This is a genomic window from Streptomyces sp. NPDC102402 (assembly GCF_044765765.1).
In the GTDB taxonomy this organism is placed as follows: Bacteria; Actinomycetota; Actinomycetes; order Streptomycetales; family Streptomycetaceae; genus Streptomyces.
Genome location: NZ_JBIWKR010000015.1, coordinates 14,653 through 35,359, shown reverse-complemented (window position 1 = coordinate 35,359; position 20,707 = coordinate 14,653). Strand labels below are relative to the sequence as shown.

Annotated in this window: 16 protein-coding genes and 1 pseudogene; 11 read left to right on the top strand and 6 right to left on the bottom strand. The window is 71.8% G+C overall.

From position 1 onward, the window contains the following. Positions 1 to 3: 3 nt before the first annotated feature. From ACIRJR_RS30480 to ACIRJR_RS30470, 3 genes and pseudogenes are all read right to left on the bottom strand, one after another. The gene (locus ACIRJR_RS30480) at positions 4 to 1,392 is read right to left on the bottom strand and encodes an ABC transporter substrate-binding protein (protein WP_403786552.1); all 1,389 of its coding nucleotides are present in this window, start codon (positions 1,390 to 1,392) and stop codon (positions 4 to 6) included. Between the two features lie 413 nt (positions 1,393 to 1,805). After that, positions 1,806 to 2,780 carry a LacI family DNA-binding transcriptional regulator gene (locus ACIRJR_RS30475; RefSeq protein ID WP_403786745.1) on the bottom strand — a complete coding sequence of 325 codons (975 nt, stop codon included), beginning with the start codon at positions 2,778 to 2,780 and terminating at the stop codon, positions 1,806 to 1,808. Between the two features lie 194 nt (positions 2,781 to 2,974). Next, positions 2,975 to 3,106: pseudogene (locus ACIRJR_RS30470) on the bottom strand (helix-turn-helix domain-containing protein); the annotation flags it as partial. Positions 3,107 to 3,257: 151 nt separating this feature from the next. Between ACIRJR_RS30470 and ACIRJR_RS30465 the strand changes: the two are divergent. Next, entirely contained in the window at positions 3,258 to 3,989 is a 732-nt protein-coding gene (locus ACIRJR_RS30465; protein ID WP_403786550.1) for a DUF4937 domain-containing protein, read from the top strand. Between the two features lie 999 nt (positions 3,990 to 4,988). On the opposite strand, the gene ACIRJR_RS30460 is transcribed toward ACIRJR_RS30465, so the two are convergent. From ACIRJR_RS30460 to ACIRJR_RS30450, 3 genes are all read right to left on the bottom strand, one after another. Further along, positions 4,989 to 5,360, bottom strand: coding sequence for a toxin Doc (locus ACIRJR_RS30460; RefSeq protein WP_403786548.1), 372 nt, complete (start codon positions 5,358 to 5,360; stop codon positions 4,989 to 4,991). Position 5,361: 1 nt separating this feature from the next. Next, complete coding sequence (locus ACIRJR_RS30455) at positions 5,362 to 5,610, bottom strand: ribbon-helix-helix protein, CopG family (protein WP_403786546.1); 249 nt, start codon at positions 5,608 to 5,610, stop codon at positions 5,362 to 5,364. Positions 5,611 to 5,716: 106 nt separating this feature from the next. Then, the gene (locus ACIRJR_RS30450; protein WP_403786544.1) at positions 5,717 to 7,009 is read right to left on the bottom strand and encodes a DUF3370 family protein; all 1,293 of its coding nucleotides are present in this window, start codon (positions 7,007 to 7,009) and stop codon (positions 5,717 to 5,719) included. Positions 7,010 to 7,299: 290 nt separating this feature from the next. On the opposite strand from ACIRJR_RS30450, the gene ACIRJR_RS30445 reads away from it, so the two are divergent. The 10 genes from ACIRJR_RS30445 (at position 7,300) to ACIRJR_RS30400 (ending at position 20,312) form a co-directional block, all read left to right on the top strand. Beyond that, positions 7,300 to 8,616, top strand: a complete 1,317-nt coding sequence (locus ACIRJR_RS30445) for an ABC transporter substrate-binding protein (RefSeq protein WP_403786542.1) — start codon at positions 7,300 to 7,302, stop codon at positions 8,614 to 8,616. Positions 8,617 to 8,796: 180 nt separating this feature from the next. Then, positions 8,797 to 9,675, top strand: a complete 879-nt coding sequence (locus ACIRJR_RS30440) for a carbohydrate ABC transporter permease (RefSeq protein WP_403786540.1) — start codon at positions 8,797 to 8,799, stop codon at positions 9,673 to 9,675. Then, entirely contained in the window at positions 9,672 to 10,601 is a 930-nt protein-coding gene (locus ACIRJR_RS30435; RefSeq protein WP_403786538.1) for a carbohydrate ABC transporter permease, read from the top strand. The genes ACIRJR_RS30440 and ACIRJR_RS30435 overlap by 4 nt, the downstream gene beginning before the upstream one ends. Next, complete coding sequence (locus ACIRJR_RS30430; RefSeq protein ID WP_403786536.1) at positions 10,598 to 11,380, top strand: GntR family transcriptional regulator; 783 nt, start codon at positions 10,598 to 10,600, stop codon at positions 11,378 to 11,380. The genes ACIRJR_RS30435 and ACIRJR_RS30430 overlap by 4 nt, the downstream gene beginning before the upstream one ends. Beyond that, positions 11,377 to 12,366, top strand: coding sequence for an ROK family protein (locus ACIRJR_RS30425; RefSeq protein ID WP_403786534.1), 990 nt, complete (start codon positions 11,377 to 11,379; stop codon positions 12,364 to 12,366). Before ACIRJR_RS30430 ends, ACIRJR_RS30425 begins: the two co-directional genes overlap by 4 nt. Before the next feature lie 92 nt (positions 12,367 to 12,458). Beyond that, positions 12,459 to 13,982, top strand: coding sequence for a DUF4127 family protein (locus tag ACIRJR_RS30420; protein ID WP_403786532.1), 1,524 nt, complete (start codon positions 12,459 to 12,461; stop codon positions 13,980 to 13,982). Then, positions 13,979 to 15,766, top strand: coding sequence for an FAD-dependent oxidoreductase (locus ACIRJR_RS30415; protein ID WP_403786530.1), 1,788 nt, complete (start codon positions 13,979 to 13,981; stop codon positions 15,764 to 15,766). The genes ACIRJR_RS30420 and ACIRJR_RS30415 overlap by 4 nt, the downstream gene beginning before the upstream one ends. Before the next feature lie 46 nt (positions 15,767 to 15,812). After that, the gene (locus tag ACIRJR_RS30410) at positions 15,813 to 16,568 is read left to right on the top strand and encodes an N-acetylmannosamine-6-phosphate 2-epimerase (RefSeq protein ID WP_403786528.1); all 756 of its coding nucleotides are present in this window, start codon (positions 15,813 to 15,815) and stop codon (positions 16,566 to 16,568) included. Beyond that, on the top strand, positions 16,565 to 19,267 hold the full coding sequence (locus ACIRJR_RS30405) for a hypothetical protein (RefSeq protein ID WP_403786526.1): 2,703 nt from the start codon (positions 16,565 to 16,567) through the stop codon (positions 19,265 to 19,267). The genes ACIRJR_RS30410 and ACIRJR_RS30405 overlap by 4 nt, the downstream gene beginning before the upstream one ends. 250 nt (positions 19,268 to 19,517) lie before the next feature. After that, positions 19,518 to 20,312, top strand: a complete 795-nt coding sequence (locus tag ACIRJR_RS30400) for an SGNH/GDSL hydrolase family protein (RefSeq protein WP_403786524.1) — start codon at positions 19,518 to 19,520, stop codon at positions 20,310 to 20,312. The last annotated feature ends 395 nt before the right edge of the window (positions 20,313 to 20,707 follow it).

The following is a 20,707-nucleotide window of genomic DNA, read 5'->3' as shown; positions in this document are numbered from 1 at the left end:
GGGCTACTCCTGTACGTCCAGCGACTGCTTGCGCAGCGAGTCCGCGCTCTGGGAGTCGGCATCCTTCAGCACGTCACCGAGTGTCGAGCCGCCGCCGGTGGCCTTCGCGGTGCCGTCGCTGATGAAGCGGTAGGTGTCCGTCATCGTCGGACCCCAGGTGAAATCTGTGTCCACGTTCACCGACGCCTGGGCGAACACGTCGAAGATCGGCTGCTTGCCGTAGAAGTCGACCGGCTGCTTCAGCGCGGGCAGCTCCAGGCCGGACTTGGCCGCCGGGTACAGGCCGCCCTCCTTGTTCAGGATCTCCAGCGCCTTCGCGTCCGAGTTCAGCCACAGTGCGAACTTCGTCGCCTCGGCCGGGTGTTTGCTGCCCTTGAGGACGGCCGTGGTCGAACCGCCCCAGTTGCCGGCCTGGTTCCGGCCCTTCTCCCACTGCGGCATGGGCGCCACGGCCCACTTGCCTGCGGTCGACTTCGCGTTGTCGCGGATCGTGCTGTAACCCCAGGCCGCGCTGATCCAGGTGACGACCTCGCCGTCGTTCCACGCCTTGTACAGCGCGGGCGAGAAGCCCTGCAGGTCGGTCGCGACCAGCTTCTCGTCGATCAACTTCTGCCAGTAGTCGGCCACCTGCCGGTTCTCGGGCCGGTCCACGCTGACCTTCCAGGTGTCGCCGTCCCGCTCGAACATGGAGCCCTTGTTCTGCCACAGCAGACCGGTGAACCAGTTTGGGTCCGTCTGCGAGAAGTGGGTGATGTACTGGCCCTTCTTCGCCGCCTTGATCTTCTTGGCGGCGGCCTCGTACTCCGCCCACGTCGTCGGCGCGGCGAGGCCCAGCTTGTCGAAGACGTCCTTGCGGTAGAACAGCGCCATCGGCCCGGTGTCCTGCGGCACCGCCCACACGCCGTCCTTGCCGTCCGCCCCGAAGTCGACCTGAGACCAGGTCCAGTCGACGAAGTCGCCCTTGGCGTCGGTGACGCCGGCGCACTTCGATATGTCGGTCAGGCCGTTTTTGAGGCGGAAGCTCGCCAGCGAGTCGTACTCGATCTGGCCGAGGTCGGGGGCCTTGTTCGCCTTCAGTGCGTTCGACATGTTCTGGTACGTGCCCGCGTTGCCGGCCGGGGTCGTCTTCACCTTGACCTGGATCTTCGGGTTCTCCGCGTTCCACACGTCCACGGCCTTCTGCATGCCGGGCACCCACGACCAGTAGTCCAGCGTCACCTTGCCCGACGCGGGCTTGCACGCCGCCGCCTCGCCTGCCGCGTCCCTGCTGTCGTCCGAGCCGCCCCCACCGCACGCAGTCAGCACGGTCAGTGAGAGCACAACCCCTCCGACCAGGCCGCGGCGTGCGAACGACGTGCGAGGGATGACAGTGCCGCGCTTGCGAAGTGCCACGAGGGTGCTCCTGGAGCCGAGGGGCGTCGCACCTTCGTTGGGGCGACGGCGGCTACCCTCACAACAGAGATCAACAGAAGTCAACAGTTCTAGCGAATTTTGGTAGGTAACGCGACCGTTTCGTGATGCGGGGATGCGGCGACGACGGGCGGGAAAATGGGGCTTGAACTGCGAGAACTTAGGGTAGCGGGTGCGGAGTCGGTGATGACAAGAAGATCGCGTAATCGATTACGTGCGAGGTGGCGATTTCACTCTGCCCGGCGCTGACACCCCTCCCCGCCGGGCCGGCGAGAAGCGGAAGAAAAATCAGCCGGGTCGATGAGCGGCGGCTGCCCGGTCGGCGCTCGAGGCCGCCCGGCGCAACTGGGTATCCGCGGCCGAGCCGTGAACGGGGTTGGGGGCAGAGCGCCCGCTCAGACGGTGCCGCGCGGGACGAACTCCGCGCGGACGTGCACCGTGCGCCGCGCGACCCGCCCGTCCAACCGCTCGATCAGCAACCGCGCCGCCGCCCGCCCGACATCCGCGGCCGGATACCTGACCGTGGTCAACCGCGGCCGCACCAGCGACGCGAACGACGCGTCATCGTGCCCGACGAGCGCGACGTCACCCGGGACGTCGATCCCCAGGGCCTCCGCCCGCCCCATTGCCCCCACTGCGACCACGTCATTCGCACAGAACACCGCGTCCGGTCGGTGTTTCATCCCCATCAACTCCCCGAAGCCCACCGCCCCTGCCTCCCGCGTGTGCTCACCCCGCACGACGAGCCGCCCCGGCAGGGACACCCCGAACTGCACGGCGAGCGCCCGCAGCAGCTCCAGCCGCGGATCGCCCCCGGTCGCGTCCCGCGGCCCGGCGATCATCGCTATGCGCCGCCGCCCCGCCCTCGTGACCTCCGTCATCGCCGCCCGCATCGCTGCGCGCGCGTCCGGCGTCACCAGGTCGGCGTCGCCGAACGGCACGTCTGCGCTGACCACGACCGGAATGCCCACCTCCGACAGCGGCAGGAAGTCCTTCGCCGCCAGCCGGAACGGGGTGATCACCACCCCCGCGAACCGCTGCTGCACCGCCTCCCGCAGGAACGCGCGCTCCTCGTCGCGGTCGGCGCGTGTATCGCACACCATGACGTGCAGGCCGAGCGGCCGCAGCTCCACCTGTATCGACGCGGCGAGTTGCGCGTAGAACGGGTTGGCCAGGTCCGGCACGACGAGCGCGACGATGCTCGACCGTCCGGTCCGCAGACTCCGAGCCATCGTGTTGACGCTGAATCCCAGCTCGGCGATCGCGGCCTCCACGACCTGTCGCGTCTCCTCCGCGACCGGACGCTTCCCCGACAGCACGTAACTCACCGTCGCCGACGACACCCCCGCCGCCCGGGCCACGTCCGCCATGGTCACCCGCGCCAACGCACCCACTCCCTCTTGATCGGAGCGTCACCCTACTTCACGGCGCGACACCGCAGGTCACGCCCGCAGGGCGGAGAGCCGTGAACCGTCTCGCGGCCATCGAGTCGGCGGAGCGTCCGTAGTCGCGCGCCTCCCTCGCACGTCGGCCGGAACCCTCCTGCACCGGTGCGCGCGCGAGACCCACTCACGTCCAGGTCCTCGTCCGCGCGGTCGATGAACTTCGGGGGTGGGATCCGTCGCCCCTGTACGAAGGAGGCGATCGTCGTCGCCGAGTAGCCGGTTCGTGCGCCCAGCTCCGCCTGTTCCGAGCCCACTTAGAGCGTCCGCCAGTAAATGTCAGGGGTGTCCCCAGGTGTGTGGAACCGCTAGCTCGGCTTCAGTGTGTGTATCCGCCCGGCTACGCCGTACTTCGCTGGTCCCAGTTGGTTCCGTCCGTGGGCCTATTGTCGCCGGGAGGGGTCTGTGGTTGATCATGTGTCCCGTCGGTTCGTCGGGCGGCTGGGAAGCAGGCTGTACATGTGGGGCAAGTGGATTGGCTGCTGGGTGCCGGTGGCCGCGCGGGGGCAGTTCTCCGCGGCCCAGAGCGGCTGGTCGACGATCAGCGACCAGCCGGGCCTGGTCGGACAGGTGGGCGGCTGGGATTCGGACACCGGCCGCGCTCATCTGCTGGGGCTGTGGACCGATGCGGAGGCCTACCGGTGCTTCATGAGCGGGCGACACGACGCTGTGGCAGCCGACAATCGGCATAGCGCCAGCTACACCGAGATGGACATCGCCACCGGCGAGATCATTTTCGAGATGGTGGGAGACACAGCCGACCTGCCCCACGCTCTCGAACGCGCTGCTCTCCTACGAGTCGCCGACTGCCGTCTGCTGCCAGGCCGCAAGGAGCACTTCCTCGAAGCCCAGCGCAGCGTGTGGGCGCCCGGTATGGCAGCGGCCGGTGGCATGCTCGCCGGGGTCGTCACCCGACTCGGGGCGAACCGCTACCTGGTCACGACCCTGTGGTCCGGCTCCGCCGTCCACCAGAGCTACACCACCCAGCATCTGCCGGCCCTGCGCTCTCGCGCCACACCCGAGAGCGACATCCAGTCGATGACCGGCCATGTGCTGCCCCTCGAAGCGTCCTGGCGCGTCCTGCCCGATCAGCAACCCACCGAGAACGGCGGGCTCGCCTCTCCGCAGCTGCCGTAGCCGGACTGGCACGGTTCACCGATCATGGAGTTCTTCACGCTTCATGATCATCAGGAGATTCGCCTGCCGTCCCATCATGCATTCTCGACTCGATTCGCGGCCTGCCGCCACCGTCATTACCGTCGGAGCCCTGATCAGCCGCGCCTGGACCCACTACCGTTGGGACACTCGACCTCGCTCAGCGCGCATCCGATGACCTACTGGCCGGACGCTCTTACACGCGGAACACTTCAGCTGACTTCCGAACGCCGCAACGATCCCCGTCCCCGGTTCGTCCTCCGGTCGCTGGGCTGCCATCTGCCCGCCCGTGCCGTCGTCGTCCTGCTCGGACCGCTCCATCCCGCACCACCCCTGGCTGCGGATGGCGGTGTGTGACTTTCCGTCACGCTATGCCCCCACCCGGCGCGTCTGTCATGGTTCGTGAATCCGAGGGCTGTGAAGCTAGAAGTGAAGTCCGGATCGATCCCGGCTCGCTTCCCGGCGGCCTGGCCCAGGTAGAGCGTCCTGGGCCCCCTGCGCTCGGGCAGCGCGCGGGGTCCAGTTCACGGACGAGGTCATGCGCCAGGTCACGGGCCTACTTCCGTCTGCCGCTCGTCCTGGCTGCGCTGCAGTTGGTGGAGCTGGCAATGCGTCTTGAGCCGCCTCCGCCTCGGTGCGGAATCCTGTGAACTCCTCGATCAGCCCCTTCAGTCCGTGCGCAGGCTCTTGCCTTCTTCCTTGCTTTCCAAGGCTTCTTTCGGTGCGGTGGTTTCGTCCTTGACGCCGTTGACCCTGGAACCGAGCGCGCCGAGCCGGTCGCTCACGTCCTTCTCGAACCGGTGGCGCTGTTCCTGCTGCAGCGTGCGCCCAGCGGCTGCTCCTGTACAAGTTCTCGAACGTACTCGGCGACCCCGACTTGCTGTCCACGCGCGCCCCCTGACGCTCCGCTCTCGCCCCCCGGCACCTGGCACGGTGCGCAAGAGCGCCTTCCGTGCCGGAGAACCGCGCGATGCAGCGGAGTCAGATGCGCCAGGAGCGGATGCGGTCCGCGGTGTCGTAGACATCGGTGCGGCGGGCGCGGACGTCGGTGACGAGGTCGGAGAGGGCCCCGTAGGGGGCGTCGATGCCCTCGCCGCTGTCGCCCATGTACCGCACGACGACCATCGCGGCGAAGAACGCGCTGCGCACGGGAAGGGGGTGCAGCAGGGCGAGCGTTTCGAGGAGCGCGGCGGCCCGCCAGGCGGCGTCGGGGACGTAGCCGAGCCGGGGCTGGGACTCCTGGTGCCGGGAGATCGCCGCGCGGAGGGCGGAGTAGTCGTCCACGGCCAGTTCCTTGGGGAGCACCTCGGCCTGGATCTCCAGGAGCCAGGGCGTGTCGACGTACAGCTCCACGTCAGGCGGCCTCGGTCCGGGGGCCCTCTGCGCCTGGCCCGTCGGGTTCCTCGTCGGGGAAGGCTGTTGCGAACTCCGCGCCGTACCGGTCGATGTCCGCGCGGACGCGTGCGCCAGTCCCGTAGAGCCGGGGGTCGCGGCGGATCAGCGAGGTGATGACCGCGGAGACGGTCGTGTGCTCGGCCTCGGCGCGGCGTTTCAGCGCCTCGTAGTCCTCGTCCGGGATGCGCAGGCTGATGTTCTTGGACATACGACCACCGTACCGCACCTGCGGCACGGCGGTCGGAGTTCTGTGCGGGGTATCGGCGGGGGAGGGGGTCCGGCCCTCCCCCGCACGGGGCGGGAGAGGGGCAGGGCTAAATGCTCTCCAGGAGGAGCTGGGAGCCGGCCGTGATGAGGCCCGGGACCGTGAAGTCGAGTTTCAAGGCGCGGGTGGCGCCGGCCGCGAGGGTGTAGGTGCCGATGGTGTCGCGGGGGACGGTGGGGCGGACATAGACGGTCTGGAGCTGAGGGGCCGCGTCGTCGACCGAGACGGCCATCGCGCCGTTCCAGGTGTTGCCGGGGACGTCGGTGGAGCCGGTGACGTTGGAGCCGAAGGCCAGGCGGGCGGTGCGCGATGCCGAGGACGGGTTGTGCAGGGCGAGTTCGATCGCGTAGCGCGCGCCGTAGTTGCCCCAGCTGCGCTGGGAGGAGTCGCGGAGCGCGGCGGTGGCCGGGACGGTCTGGTCGAGCGCGGCGACCTGGCGGACGGTGGTGTTGAGCGCGAGCCCGAGGTGTTTTCCGGCGGTGGGGACGTCGATGGTGGTGACCCCGGTGGTCCAGCGCGAGCCGCCGTAGACGCCGGCCTCGCGGCCGTACGTCGTGTCCGTCTGGCCGATGATGTTGCCCGGGGCGGCGTTGCCGTCGTTCTGCGTGTAGTTGATCGCCGTGTTCAGGTTCCCGTCCCGGGTGACCACGGTGTAGGTGTACACGCCGCCGCTCGCGGTGATCTCCAGGAGCCCGTCCAGGATGGAGCCGGTCATCTGGATCCGCGCTGCCTGTACCACCTTCGTCGCGCCGACGGAGGTGGGGGAGAGGTACGCGCGCAGGTTGCCCGAGGCCCAGTCGGCGGAGACGGCGTGGCAGGGGCCGGTACCGGCGCGCGCCCCCGGGTCCTGGACGAGTGGTTTGTCAGCGTTCGTCCAGGCTGAGCCCTTGGCGCTCACCGTCACCGCGGAGCTGCCCGGGTTGGAGACCAGGACGTGCAGGTAGGCCGTGCCGCCGGTGCTGTTCTGGTGGTACAGGTACAGCGGGAACGTGCCCGAGAGGGCGCGGGCTGTGCCACCCCGGTTCGAGGTCGTGCGGGCGTGCTGCATCAGCCAGCCGGGGCCGGTGACGGTCTCCGGGTTGTTGGAGACCACGAGTTCGGGGCCGGCCATCGAGCCGGGCAGCTGCCGCAGCAGCTCCCGCGCGACGGTGGGGCCGGGGGCCGTCGGGGTGCCCGCGGTCCACTGGCTCTCACCGATGGTGGTCGCTGCCGCGGCGAGCCGCGCCGATTGGTTCGTACCTGATACGGCCAGGGCTTCTGCGGTGGTACGGGCCGTGACCACGGCGGCGAGCGCGGCGGGAGCGGTGAGCAGCAGACGGCGCCGACTGGGGAGATGAGACATCGCGCGGTGTTCCCTTCGTTGGGTACAGCGGAGTGACGGCGCACATCAAGCCATGTGAGAGCGGGTGTTGGCAAGGCCTGCGGAGTCGGTTCCACTGCTTCCCGGCGAGCTGCCCGGGCCGTGGAGCAAGGGATCCGGGAGAAAGATCCGGTGAACCTCTTGACGGGGAACCGAACCCTCAGCAAACTCATGCTCGTCAAGTGGTACGGACCACTTACTTCGGCTGCACGGCATGCCGTCGCAGGCCTCTCCGTTCTCCGGCCGGTGTCCGGAACTCCCCTAGGAGCGTCATGCCCTCCAGCAGAGGCACCCGTCTCGCGTCCGTCGCCGTCGCCCTCGGCGTCCTCACCACCGCCTGCGGCCTGGGCGGTGCCACGGACAGCGGCTCCGACACGCAGGCCGCGAACAAGCCCGGCGCCGCCCTCAAGGGCACCGTCCGCTTCGAGACGCTCCAGCTGAAGCCGACCTTCACGAAGTACATCGAGGGCGTCATCGCGTCCTACGAGAAGAAGCACCCGGACGTCGACGTCGAGTGGGTCGACGTGCCCTTCGAGGGCGCCCAGGAGAAGATGACGGCCAACGCGGTCGCCGGCTCCATGGCCGATGTCGTCAACCTCAACCCGCAGTTCGCCCAGGCGCTCGAGGCCAAGGGCCTGTTCGTCGACATGGACAAGACGGCGAAGGACGTCAAGGCCGACTACATCCCGGGCGCCTGGGACGCGTTCACCGTGCCCGGCAAGGAGGGGTCCTTCGGCATCCCCTGGTACCTCACCTCCGAGGTCACCATGTACAACAAGGAACAGTTCAAGAAGGCAGGCCTCGACGCGGAGAAGCCGCCGGCTACCTTCGACGAGCTGCTCGCCGCCGGCGAGAAGCTGTCCGAGACGGGCAAGGGCAAGGCCTACGGTCTCCACCCGGCGCTGGAGAACCGCTTCATCGCCGACCTCGCCAAGCAGGGTGTGCCGCTGCTCGACGAGTCCGGCAAGAAGTGGACCTTCAACACGCCCGAGGCGGCGGCCTACCTCGGCAAGCTCGCCGACGCGTACAAGAAGGGCGTGTTCTCCAAGGACTCGCTCACGCAGAATCACAGCAAGGCGACCGAGGCGTACCAGGCCGGTCAGATCGGCGTCCTGCCGTCGGGGCCGAACTTCCTGACGATCATCAAGGAGAACGCGCCGAAGATCGCCGAGGCGACGGCGGTCGGCCCGCAGATCACTGGGTCGACGGGGGCAACGAACATGTCCGTCATGGGGCTGCTCGTGCCGAAGTCGAGCAAGAACCAGGCGGCGGCGGTGTCGTTCGCGTCGTACATGGCGAACGCGGAGAACCAGCTGGCGTTCTCGAAGATCGTGACGGTGCTGCCGTCGGTCTCCGACGCTCTGAAGGACCCGTACTTCACCGAGGCGGGTGACGGGTCCGCGGAAGCGCAGGCGCGGAAGATCTCGGCGGAGCAGATCGCGAACGGGAAGAACCTGGTTCCGGTGCAGTACGACGAGCGCGTCACCAAGGCGGTCGTCGCCAAAGTACAGCTGGCCCTGCAGGGGAAGCTTGCCCCGCAGAAGGCGCTCGACCAGGCCGTCGAGGCGGCCAACCAGATCACCGGCTGACGCGGTGAGGAGCCCTCGCCCCCGCAAAGGGGTGGGGGCTCCGCGCAGGCCTTGAGCGGCCGACGACGTGAGATTCGCGGCTCCGCCGCGGGTACCGGCCTCCGGCCGGCGGCATCAGACGCCGGCCGAACCGAAGTCCTCGGCCGCGACGACGTTCCACCCCTACCCCCTGGAGGACCCGTGACCGGCCGTCGCTGGTACGCCCCCTGGCTGTTCCTCGCCCCCGCGCTCACCATCGCGGTGACGTTCTTCATCGTCCCGTTCAGCAACACGGTCGTGCTGTCGTTCACGGACGCCAGCACGCTCGGCGGAGGGCAGTTCACCGGCCTCGCGAACTACGAACGACTGCTCGGGGACGCTGACTTCTGGCTCTCGGTACGCAACACCGCGCTGTACGTCGTGGTCGTGGTGCCGCTGATGGTGGTGCTGCCGCTGCTGGTCGCCGTGCTGGTGCAGAAGCGGATCGCGGGGGTCGGGTTCTTCCGGGCGGTGTTCTACTCGCCGGTCGTGGCGTCGATGGTGGTGGCGGGGCTGATCTGGTCGTGGCTGCTGTCGAGCGACGGTCTGGTGAACTCGCTGCTGCGGGGGCTGCACGTGGTGGCCGAGCCGGTTCCGTTCCTGACGGACTCGACGCTGCTGCTGTTCAGCGCGATGGCGATGACGGTGTGGAAGGGGCTCGGGTACTACATGGTGGTGTACCTGGCCGCGCTGGCGAACGTGCCCAGGTCTCTCCTGGAGGCCGCGGAGGTCGACGGGGCGGGTGCGGTGCGCCGGTTCATGAGTGTGACCGTGCCGCTGCTGCGTCCGACGATGGTGCTGGTGGCAACGCTGTCGGCGATCGCGTCGGCGAAGGTGTTCGCGGAGGTCTACACCCTCAGTGACGGCAGCGCGGGCCCGGGTGGGGAGGCCCGCACGATCGTCTACACGATCCGCGAGGCCGGCCTCGGGCTGAGCGGGGAGGCGGGGTACGCCTCCGCGATGAGCCTGGCGCTCTTCCTCGGCACGCTGGGTCTGTCCGTCTTCGTCACCCGTCTCAACTCCCGGGAGCAGCAGGCATGAGCGCGCCCACCACCAACCCGCCGGCCACCGAAGCCCGTCCCGCGGTGAAGGCCGCGAACCGGCCGCCTGCCCCGGTCGCGCCCAGGCCCCGCTCGCTCAGGCTGCGCGCCGCGGGCGGCAAGGGCGTCCGGTACGTCCTGCTGCTCCTCGTACTCGTCGTCACCGTCGGCCCGTTCCTCTGGCAGCTGTCGACGTCGCTGAAGGGGGCCGGGGAGAGCGTCTTCGGATACCCGCCGCAACTGCTGCCGGCCAATCCGACGCTCGACCACTACGCGAAGGCCGCAGACACCGTCCCGGTATTCTCCTACGCGTTCAACTCACTTCTCGTGGCCATCGGTTGCGCGACGACCAACTGCCTGTTCGGGTCGCTGGCCGGGTACGCGCTGGCCCGGATGGAGTTCCGGGGGCGGAAGATCGCGTTCGGGGTCTTCCTGGCGACGATGATCATCCCCTTCGAGTCCATCATGGTCTCGGAGTTCCTGATGATGCGGTCGCTGCGGCTCAACGACACCCTCGTCGGGGTGATGTTGCCGATGGCCGCGACCGGGCTTTCGATCCTGCTGTTCCGCAACGCGTTCCTCGGGCTGCCGAAGGAGCTCGAGGAGGCGGCGACCCTGGACGGCGCGGGGGAGTGGCAGCGGTACTGGCGGATCGCGCTGCCTTCGGTGAAGGGGACGACCGCGGTCGTCGCGATCTTCAGCTTCGTCTTCGCGTGGGACGACTTCCTCTGGCCGCTGATCGTGCTCAACGACCCGGCCAACTACACGCTGACCGTGGGCATTCAGTACCTGTCCGGCACGTTCACCAATGACCAGCGGGTCGTGGCGGCGGGGACCATGATTGCGGTGGTTCCGCTGCTGGTTCTCTTCTTCACGCTGCAGCGGTACTTCTTCCGAGGCGTTGGCGAAGGGGCGGTCAAGGGATGAACAGCGACACAGAAACCAGCAGTGGGGTCGCCCCGACAGGCGGTTCGGGAGTGGGCGCGCCCGCTGAGCGCGAGCCCAAGCACGAGGCGCTGCGCACCGCGCTCACCGCACTGATCGACGGCGGGCTCGCCCCGCACGAGGCGCTGCCGAGCGAACGCGACCTGATGCAGCGCTACTCGGTGAGCCGCATGACGGTGCGGCGCGCCGTCGAGCGGCTCACCCAGGAGGGGCGCGTCTACCGGGTGCAGGGCGCGGGCACGTTCGTCGCCGACCCGGCCACCATCAGCAAGTCGCTGCACCTGACTTCGTTCTCCGAGGACATCCGCAGCCGGCGCATGGTCCCCGACAGCCGGCTCCTCGTCCTGGAGCGCACCGAGGCCGACCTCGACTGCGCCCGCGACCTGTTCCTCGCCCCAGGCACCCCCATCGTCCACCTGGAGCGGCTGCGCACGGCGGACGACGAGCCGATGTGCCTGGAGAACGTCTGGCTGCCGGAGGCGCTCGTACCCGGACTCGTCGAGCACGGCGAACCGGAAAGCCTGTACGGCTGGCTGGAGCGGGCCGGTGCCGCGCCCGAGACCGCGGACCAGACCATCCGCGCCACGGTCGTCGCCCCGCGCGAGGCCGCGCTGCTCGGCGTGCCGCCGCAGTTCCCCGCGCTGCTCGTCGAGCGTGTCACCCGGGACATCCGCGGGCGGGCCGTCGAGCGAGCGGTCAGCATCTACCGGGCGGACCGCTACGACTACCGCCTCACGATCAGCCGGGAGCGCCGCGGATGACCGGCCGTACGATGTCTTCCGACGCGGCGACCGCGCCCACCCTGTCAGCCTCAGGGGCGCGCCCGGCCGGCGGCCCCGGGCTGCGGCTGGGGGTCGACATCGGGGGGACGAAGACGGCCGTCGCCGTAATCGGCGAGGGCGACGTGGTGCTCGCCCGCGCGACGGCCCCCACCCCGGCGGCCGAGGGCGCGGCAGCCGTCGTCGCCGGCGTCCTCGAACTCGCCGGGCGGGTCCTCGCCGAGCCGACCGCGGGCACGGGGCGGCTGACCGGGATCGGCGTCGGCACGGCGGGGGTCGTCGCGCCGGACGGGCGGACCATCGCCTCCGCGACGGACGCGCTGCCAGGGTGGGCGGGGACGCCGCTCGCCGCGCTTCTGGAGGAGGCGCTCGCGGCGCCGGCGGTGCTGCTCGGTGACGTCCAGGCCTTCCTAGCAGGCGAGTTGGCCGTGGGGGCCGCCCGTGGTGCGCGCGGTGCGGTCGCCGTCATGGCCGGTACGGGGATCGGTGGCGCGGTCGCCGTCGACGGGGTGGTCGTACGGGGCGGAAACGGGGCGGCGGGGCACCTCGGCCACGTGCCGGTCGCCGCAGCGGAGGGGCTCCGGTGTCCGTGCGGGGCGCTGGGGCACGTGGAGGCGGTCGCCTCCGGGCCGGCGATGGCGTCCCACGCCGGAGCGGCCGATCTGCGGGTGGTCGCCGCGGCGGCGGCTGATGGGTCCGTCGAGGCGCGTGACGTCCTGCGGCGTGGTGGTGCCGCGCTCGGCGACGCGCTCGCCGGTGTCGTCGGCACGCTCGATCCCGACGTCGTCGTCCTCGCCGGCGGCGTCCTCCACGCGGGCCCCTGGTACGAGGAGGCGCTTCGGGCGTCCCTCGGCGCGCGTGTGCTCCCGTTGCTGCGGTCCGTCCCCGTCGTGCGCTCGGCACTCGGCTCCGACGCGGTGCTCCTGGGCGCGGTATCGCTCGCTCCGCGGGGGCCTTGGCCGAGATGAACGCCTCCTCCCGCCGGCCTGGCTGAATGGCCCCGCGCGCAGAGCAGTTGGCCCGAACACCCCGCCCCATCCGAAAGCCGAGGCCTCCCATCGTGCACACCATCGCCCTCCTCCCCCTCGATGACCGCCCCGCCTGCTCCCGGCTCCCCACCCAGATCGCCGCCGTCGCCGGCGCGACAACCCTCGTGCCACCGACCGCACTGATGCCGCGGCTGCGGGAGCCGGGGGACGCAGGAGCGCTCGGGGAATGGCTGCGGACGGCGGCGAAGAGCGCGGACGCTGCCGTGGTGAGTCTGGAGACGCTGGGTCACGGCGGCCTGATCGCGTCGCGGACGCGGGCCACGACGGTGGCCGAGGTGGCGGCCCGCTGGGAGGTGCTGCGGGAGATCGCGACGCCCGTGCACGCGGTCACGCTGATCACGCGGACGCCGGACTCGCCGGACGCGATGGAGGAGCCGGCGTACTGGGACCCGCACGGCCCCGCGCTGCACCGGCTGTCGGCGGCCCTGCACCGTTCGGAGGAGGGGGCCGAGCCGGACGGCCTGCGGGTGGCCAGGGAGGCCGTGCCCGCGGAGATCCGGGCGGACTTCGCGCGCCGGCGGCTGCGGAACCACGCGCTGAACCTGACCGCGCTGGAACTCGCCGCGGAGGGGGTCCTGGAGAGCCTCGTGGTCGGGGCGGACGACACTGCCCCGTGGGCCGTCGCTACGGCAGAGCTGCGGCAACTCGACTTCTGGCGAACTCGGTTGGAGGCCGACGCGCGGGTCGCCGTGCGGCCGGGCGCGGACGAGGCGACGTCGACGCTGGTGGCCCGCACTCTCCTCGGCCTGCTCGGCGGCGGACCCGTGAGCATACGGATCGAGGCGGTGGACCCGAGCGGCCTCGACCGAGTGGCGCCGTACGAGAACATCCCCGTGGGCCGGACGGCGGCGGGGCAGGTGGAGGCGTGCGGTGCGACGGTCCACGAGGGGCCCGACGCGGACCTGGTCCTCCTCGTGCACACCCCGGACGGCGACGGCGACTGGGCGGCCGGCCCGCCGGCCCGGCGCTCGGCGACGGCGGCGCGCGGCGCGCGGGCGCTGGCGGACCTGGCAGCCGGGCACCTCCGGGCGGGGCGCGCGGTCGCCGTGGCGGACTGCGCCCAGCCCAATGGGGCAGACCCACTCCTGGCCGACGCCCTGATCCGGACGGGGGCGGCCCACCGGCTCACCGCGTACGCGGGCTGGAACACGGCCGGGAACACGCTCGGTACGGTCGTCGCCCACGCGGTGACCGCCGTGGCCGCGCGGCGCGCCGGGCGGTTCGACGAGCGCGCCCATCTGGACCTGCTCGCGCACCGTTTCGTCGAGGACCACGGCTACATGACGCGGGTGCGCGCCGAGATCCGCGCCGAGCTCGGCAGTGTTCCCGGACGACACGACCACGTCCCCGAAGACCACCCGGTCCGCGCCCGGCTGGCCACCTCGCTGGACGCGTACGCCCGGCGACTCCCCGGTTTCCAGGCCAGTGTCGAGCCCGGCTCCGTCCACCTCCCCTGGCACCGCACGTTCGAGACCGACTTCGACGTCCGCACCGCCGCCCCCGTCCACCGGCCCATTGAGGAGCCCACCGCATGAGCACCGTCCCCGCCCTCCACGCCGACGTCGCCGTCGTCGGATCCGGCCTCGGGGCCGTCGCCGCAGCCCTCGCGGCCGCGCGGGCCGGCCGCCGGGTGGTGCTCGCCGCCCGGTTCGACCGCCTCGGCGGCCAGGCGACGACGCAGCTGGTTCCGGCGCTCGACGAGCACCCGCACGTCGAGACCGGCGGGGTGTCCGCGTCATACCAGGCGTTCCGCGACCTGGTCCGCGCGCGGTACGACGGGATCGCCAACCCCGGTGGCGGCTGGGTGAGCCGGCTCTGCTTCGAACCGTCCGCCGCCGAGGAGGCGATCGGGGAACTGCTCGCCCCGCACGTTGCCGAGGGGCGGCTCACGGTGCTCCGGGGCCGGGTGCCTGCCGAGGCGCGACGGGAGGGCGGGCGGCTGGCGTCCGTGCGGCTGCGCGGGCGGGGCGTCCCGGACACCGACCTCTTCGCCGAGGTCTTCTGCGACGCAACCGAGGCCGGCGACCTGCTGCCCCTCGCCGGCGCGCCCTGGGTCGTCGGCTCCGAGGGCCGCGACGCGTACGGGGAGCCGCTGGCCCTGGCCGGCGGGCCGCAGCCGGGCGCCGTGCAGTCCTGCACGGTCGGTTTCGTCGTGGAGCACCATCCGGCCGCGGACGCCCACCCGGTGACGGACCCCGCCCCCGAAGGCTACGAACGCTGGCGCGACGCCCAGCCGTTCACACTGGAGATCGCCGGCTGGGACGACCGCGAGCACCGCTACCGGATGTTCGAGCACGGCCCCGACGGTCACCTGCCGTTCTGGACCTACCGCCGACTGCGCGAGGGCGCGGTCCTCGGTGGCCAGGACGCCGCGCTGATCAACTGGGCGGGCAACGACTACGCCGACCGCTCGTCGATCGACCACCCGGAAGAGGCGTACGCGCAGGCCAAGCGGCTGTCCGCGGCGTTCCTGCACTGGCTGCGCACCGAGTGTCCACGCGACGACGGCAACGGCCTGGGCTACCCCGGGCTGCGGCTCGCCCCGGAAGTCGCGGGCACAGCCGACGGCTACGCCGAGGAGCCTTACCTGCGGGAGTCCCGCAGGCTGAAGACCGCCGACCCCGTCCGCCAGCAGGACCTGGAACCGGTGCCGGGCCTCGCCCGGGCTGCGAACCGCCCGGACACCGGCGGGCTCGCGATGTACCACATGGACCTGCACAGCCGGATCGGCCACCCAGCGAGCGCCTACGCGCCCACCGCCCCGTTCCAGGTGCCGCTCTCGTCACTGGTCGCCGCCGAGCCCGGCAACCTGCTCGCCGCGGCGAAGAACCTCGCCGCCACCCAGGTCGCCGCGTCCGCCTACCGGGTGCACCAGGGCGAGTGGGCCGTCGGCGAGGCGGCCGGCGCGCTGGCCGCACAGTCCTGCGCCCGCTCGCTCGCACCAACCGAGATCGTCAGCGAACGCCGCGAACTGACGCTCCTTCAGGTGAGGTTGGTGGGCGACGGGGTGCCTATCGCCTGGGCCCTCGACGTCCCGCCCGGCGACCCGCGCTTCGTCGCTGTCCAGCTACTCGCCGCCGCCGGAGCGCTGCGCGGCCGCCGCGCCGCCGAACTCGACATCAGGCCACAGGAATCGGCGGACGCCGCGGAGCGGCAAGCGCTGCACGAGGCAGCAGCGCGTCTACTGGGCGAGCCGGGATCCGTGCTCGATGACCTCAACCCGACCATCTGGCAGATGAGTTGGGGCGACCTCGCCGTCACCCTGGTGCAGCGCGTCCTGGACCAGGCCGCTCCCACCGCCGGTGGTTCCCGTGTCTGACAGCGCCACCACCCCACCCCCGACCGCTACCACCGAAAGGGACCCGGTGTCACCCACCCGAGCCCCCCGTCCCACCCGGACCACCGCCGCACTGCACGAGCTGGCCGGATCGCTGATCGTCTCCTGCCAGGCACTGCCCGGCGAGGCCCTGCACGGGTCGCAGATCATGGCCCGGATGGCGCGCGCCGCCGTCGAGGGCGGGGCCGCCGCCGTCCGCATCAACTCCCCCGAGGACGTCGACGCCGTCCGCCAAGCGGTCGCCGTCCCCGTGATCGGCCTCTGGAAGGACGGCGAGACGGGCGTCTACATCACGCCGACGCTCGCGCACGCCAGACGGGTCGCGGAGGCGGGCGCGGACCTCGTCGCGCTCGACGCGACCGCCCGCCCCCGCGGCGACGGACTGACGCTCGCCGAGACGATCGACGCCCTGCACCGGCTCGGGATCGGAGTCCTCGCCGACGTCTCCACGCACGAGGAGGGGCTGGCCGCCGAGGCCGCAGGCGCGGACGCGGTGGCCACCACCCTCTCCGGGTACACCGGACACACCGCCGCCACGCCGAAGGGCCCCGACTTCACGCTGATCGCCTCGCTCGCCCCCGCCCTCACCGTCCCGCTGATCGCCGAGGGCCGCATCGGCACCCCCGGCGAGGCCGCGCGGGCCCTCTCCCTGGGTGCGCACGCCGTCGTCGTCGGCGGTGCGATCACCCGTCCCACCTCCATCACCCAGCGTTTCGCCGCCGACATCCGTCGGCAGTCCGCCCGTTCGGCAGCCGGCCACCCCGCCCAGGAGCCCACCGCATGACCACCGCCCCCGAGTGCCACGTCGTCACCCACGTCCACTGGGACCGCGAGTGGTACCGCCCGTTCGAGTCCTTCCGCGCCCGGCTCGTCGAGCTGGCGAGCCGCGTCTGCGAGGAGCTGGACGACGGCCGCATGAAGGCATTCCACCTGGACGGCCAGACCATCGTCCTCGCGGACGTCGAGGCGCTGCGCCCCGACCTCGCCGAGCGGCTGCGCGCCCATGCCCGCGCCGGCCGGCTCACCCTCGGCCCGTGGCACGTCCTCGCCGACAACCAGCTGGTCTCCGGCGAGAACCTGATCCGCAACCTGCTCACCGCACGCCGCCACGCGGCGGCGACGGGCAGGCTGGCCGGCGTCGGCTACTCGCCCGACGCCTTCGGGCACCCCGCCGACCTGCCGCGCCTGCTGAACGGCTTCGGCATGGACACCGCCCTGATCTGGCGCGGCGCCCCCGACGGCGTCGCCCGCTTCCGCTGGCGCTCGCCCGACGGCTCCGAGGTCTTCGCCGTCAACCAGGGCTACCACGGTGCCGAGGTCCTCTGGCCGGACGCCGCCGCCGAGGCCAAGGATGACTCCACCGCCTACGCCGGCACGGCCACCGACGACGCCTCCACGGCCGCCACCCGGCTCGGCGACTACCTCGCAGGCGAGCACAAGCGGCTCCCCGAAGGCCCCTGGCTGCTGATGAACGGCGGCGACCACCTCGCCCCCAGCGGCCCCGGCGACCGCATCCGCGACGCCGCTTCCGGCGCAGAGGCCACCGGGGCGGCGCTGCGAGAAAGCACACTGGAGGACTTCTTTGCCGCAGCCCGCACCGCGGCCGACACCCGCGCCGCGCACGGCGAGCCGCTGCCGCTCGTCGAGGGCGAACTGCGTGAGCCCGCCGGGTACCTCACGTTCATCCTCGCCGGCACCCTCTCCGCCCGCACCTACCTCAAGCAGGCCAACGCCGCCGCCCAGAACCTCCTGGAGCGCTGGGCCGAGCCCACCCTCGCCCTGCACGCCCCTGGCGACCGCACCCTGCGCGCGGACCTCGACCACGCCTGGGAGCTGCTGCTCCGCAACGCCCCGCACGACTCGCTGTGCGGGTGCAGCGTGGACGAGGTGCACCGCGAGAACGCGGTGCGCTACGAGCGGGTCCGCCAGCTCGGCGAGCACGTCGTCAGCCGGGCCCTTCTCGCCTCCGGGCTCGACGTGCGCGCGTACGGCGACCCGGCGCGCGAGCACGCCGAGATCGCCGTCCTCAACCCGCACGCGGACACCACCGGCGGCCCGCTCACCGTCGAACTGCTCACCGCGCCCGACCGCCACCCGGTCGGGCTCACCGCCCCGGACGGCACGCCCGTCCCCTTCGAGGCCGAGACCCTGGGCGCCGAGACCGCCTTCGAGGCCGACCTCGACCTGCTGCCCGACTCCCGTCCCGCCCTGCGCCACCGGCTGCACCTCACCGCACCGGCCGTCGCGGGCCTCGGCCGCACGGTCCTGCGCGTCACCCTCGGCGACGCCCCGGCTGCGGAGACCGACGCCGTGACGGAGCAGGCCCGTTCGATGCCCGCGCCGGGCGGGGGTCTCCTGACCGCCTCCGACGACGCCTCGCTCACCCTGACCCGCGCCGACGGCTCGCGGCTGGCCGGGCTCGGCCTGCTGACCGACGGCGGCGACAGCGGCGACACGTACAACTACGACCCGCCGGTGCACGACCGTACGGTCGTCCCGCGCCTGCTCGACTCCCGCGTCCGCACCTCCGCCGTGCGCACGGTCCTGGAGCTGGACGCCGTCCTCGACCTGCCCGTCGGCCTCACCGCTGACCGCACAGGCCGGGCCAAGGAGGCCACAGCCGTCCCGGTCCGGATCGAGGTCACCCACTGGCACGGCGACCCGCTCCTGCGCTGGCACGTCGCGCTCGACAACACCGTCCGCGATCACCGGCTCCGCTTCCACGCGCCCACCGCGCGCGGGGCGGACACCTGGACCGGCGATGCGCAGTGGAGCCTCATCGAGCGCCCGGTGCGCCCCGACCTCGGCCCGCTGCCCACCGAGCGCGGTCACGAGGCCGTCTGCGGCTCCGCGCCCGTCCAGGGGCTCGGCGCGGTCGGGCGCGGCGCGGACCGCACCGCCGTGTTCGCGCCCGGCCTGCCCGAGATGCGCGCGCTGGGGGCCGCGGAGACCGCTTCCGGGGCCGACCAGGAGCTTGTGGTCACCCTGCTGCGGTCCGTCGGCTGGCTCTCCCGGTTCGACCTGTCCAGCCGCACCACCGGGGCCGGGCCGATGCTCCCCACACCCGAGGCGCAGTGCCAGGGCCCGCAGCGGTTCGACCTCGCGCTGGCCCTGGGGGCCGACGTGGCGACGGACACCCGACTGGCCCACCAGGCAGCCGCGTTCCGCGCCCCGCCACGCGCCTGGCAGCTCCGGCCCGGCACCACAGCCGCGCCCGCTCCCGGGGCGATCCGCGTCGGCGGGGCACTCCTCGCCGCCCTTAAGCCCGCCGAGGACGGTGACGGGATCGTCCTGCGCCTCACCAACCCGGCCTCCGTCGCATGCGAGGCGCGGGTGCACGCCCCCGAGGGCGCGCTGCTCACCCCCGTCCGCCTGGACGAGCGGCCGACGGGCGGGGCGACGATCCGTCAGGGCGCCGTGCCCGGTGTGTGGCCGCTCGCCCCGTTCGCCACGCTGAGTCTCCGTCTGACCGCCTCCGCGTAACCGCGTGAGCTGACCGGCGTGAACGGCCACCGAGCCCCCTCCGTTACGGCGGAGGGGGCTCGGTGGTTTCACCGTGACCGGGGTCGCAAACGGGGCGAGTCTACGCGCGAAGAAATAAACATGCGGCCAAATCGGACGACCTCCGTACGGGGGCTACTCGCCGGTACGCGGGCCTGCTAGAAGTGACCCGCACCACAGTGAAACCTTCCCGTAACACCACTCCCTGACAACGGATTTGGAGTTGATCGGCATGCTCTGGCGAAGAATCGTCCTCTCCGCGACCACCGCGCTCGCCGTCGCCGCGACGGCGCTCGGCGTCGCCCAGCCGGCCGCTGCCGCAGGCGACAACTACGTGGCCCTCGGCGACTCGTACTCCTCGGGCGTCGGCGCGGGCAGCTACTACTCCGACAGCGGTGACTGCCGCCGGAGCAGCAAGGCCTACCCCGCGCTGTGGGCCGCGCAGAACGCGCCCGCCTCCTTCGCCTTCAAGGCGTGCTCCGGCGCGACCACCGGGACCGTCCGCAGCGGTCAGCTCAACGCGCTGAGCGGCGCGACCACGCTCGTCAGCGTCACTGCCGGCGGCAACGACGTGGGCTTCGCCGACGTCATGCAGACCTGCGTCCTGCAGAGCGAGGCCACCTGCGTCTCCGTCGTGAACACCGCGATCGGCAAGATGAATGGGACGCTCCCCGGCAGCCTCAGCGGCCTCTACGGCGACATCCGCAGCCGTGCCTCCCGCGCTCAGGTCGTCGTCCTCGGCTACCCCCGCTTCTACAAGCTCAGCGGCAACTGCATCGTCGGCCTCACCGAGAACGAGCGTGCCGCAATCAACCGCGGCTCCGACACCCTCAACGGCGTCCTCGCCAAGGCTGCGGCCAACGCGGGCTTCACCTTCTCCAGCGTCGTCGACGAGTTCACCAACCACGAGATCTGCTCGTCGGACTCCTGGCTCCACAGTGTCGCCGTCCCCGTCTACAACTCCTACCACCCGAAGGCGGCGGGCCAGTCCGGCGGCTACCTCCCCGCCTTCCGCTCGGTCGCGTAGCGGCACGCCGCCCTCAGTGGCGTCCCGCCGGTGGGCACCCCCCGGGGTGCCCACCGGCAGTCCCGGTGCCCCGGTCGACCGCCACCAGCAGCGCGCCGGCCGCCACTTCCGCGAGACCCCGCGGGACACTCGGGCGCCCACCGTTGATCCGGCAGCCGACAGCGCACTGGAGCAGACACACGGCGAATCCGCTCACCAGCCACCACCGGCATCCGGGCACGTGCGTCATCCTCGCTCTTCGACTACTTGTCACACAAAGGGTGCTGGGTAGTGCCCTGGACGCGAGGGGGCGCCACCTGAGGCGTTTCGTCCTCACGAGCGGAGTTGTCCTGGGCGCCTTGGTCGTGGCCAGGTGGGGGCGGGGCAGCCCAAGTTCGATGGCTCCCCGGACACTT

What these genes read in the sequence shown, in the direction of transcription:
- ACIRJR_RS30450 (WP_403786544.1), bottom strand. Translation starts at nt 7,009, where the DNA reads ATGTCTCATCTCCCCAGTCGGCGCCGTCTGCTGCTCACCGCTCCCGCC.
- ACIRJR_RS30475 (WP_403786745.1), bottom strand. Translation starts at nt 2,780, where the DNA reads ATGGCGGACGTGGCCCGGGCGGCGGGGGTGTCGTCGGCGACGGTGAGT.
- ACIRJR_RS30430 (WP_403786536.1), top strand. Translation starts at nt 10,598, where the DNA reads ATGAACAGCGACACAGAAACCAGCAGTGGGGTCGCCCCGACAGGCGGT.
- ACIRJR_RS30445 (WP_403786542.1), top strand. Translation starts at nt 7,300, where the DNA reads ATGCCCTCCAGCAGAGGCACCCGTCTCGCGTCCGTCGCCGTCGCCCTC.
- ACIRJR_RS30435 (WP_403786538.1), top strand. Translation starts at nt 9,672, where the DNA reads ATGAGCGCGCCCACCACCAACCCGCCGGCCACCGAAGCCCGTCCCGCG.
- ACIRJR_RS30425 (WP_403786534.1), top strand. Translation starts at nt 11,377, where the DNA reads ATGACCGGCCGTACGATGTCTTCCGACGCGGCGACCGCGCCCACCCTG.
- ACIRJR_RS30400 (WP_403786524.1), top strand. Translation starts at nt 19,518, where the DNA reads ATGCTCTGGCGAAGAATCGTCCTCTCCGCGACCACCGCGCTCGCCGTC.
- ACIRJR_RS30455 (WP_403786546.1), bottom strand. Translation starts at nt 5,610, where the DNA reads ATGTCCAAGAACATCAGCCTGCGCATCCCGGACGAGGACTACGAGGCG.
- ACIRJR_RS30405 (WP_403786526.1), top strand. Translation starts at nt 16,565, where the DNA reads ATGACCACCGCCCCCGAGTGCCACGTCGTCACCCACGTCCACTGGGAC.
- ACIRJR_RS30415 (WP_403786530.1), top strand. Translation starts at nt 13,979, where the DNA reads ATGAGCACCGTCCCCGCCCTCCACGCCGACGTCGCCGTCGTCGGATCC.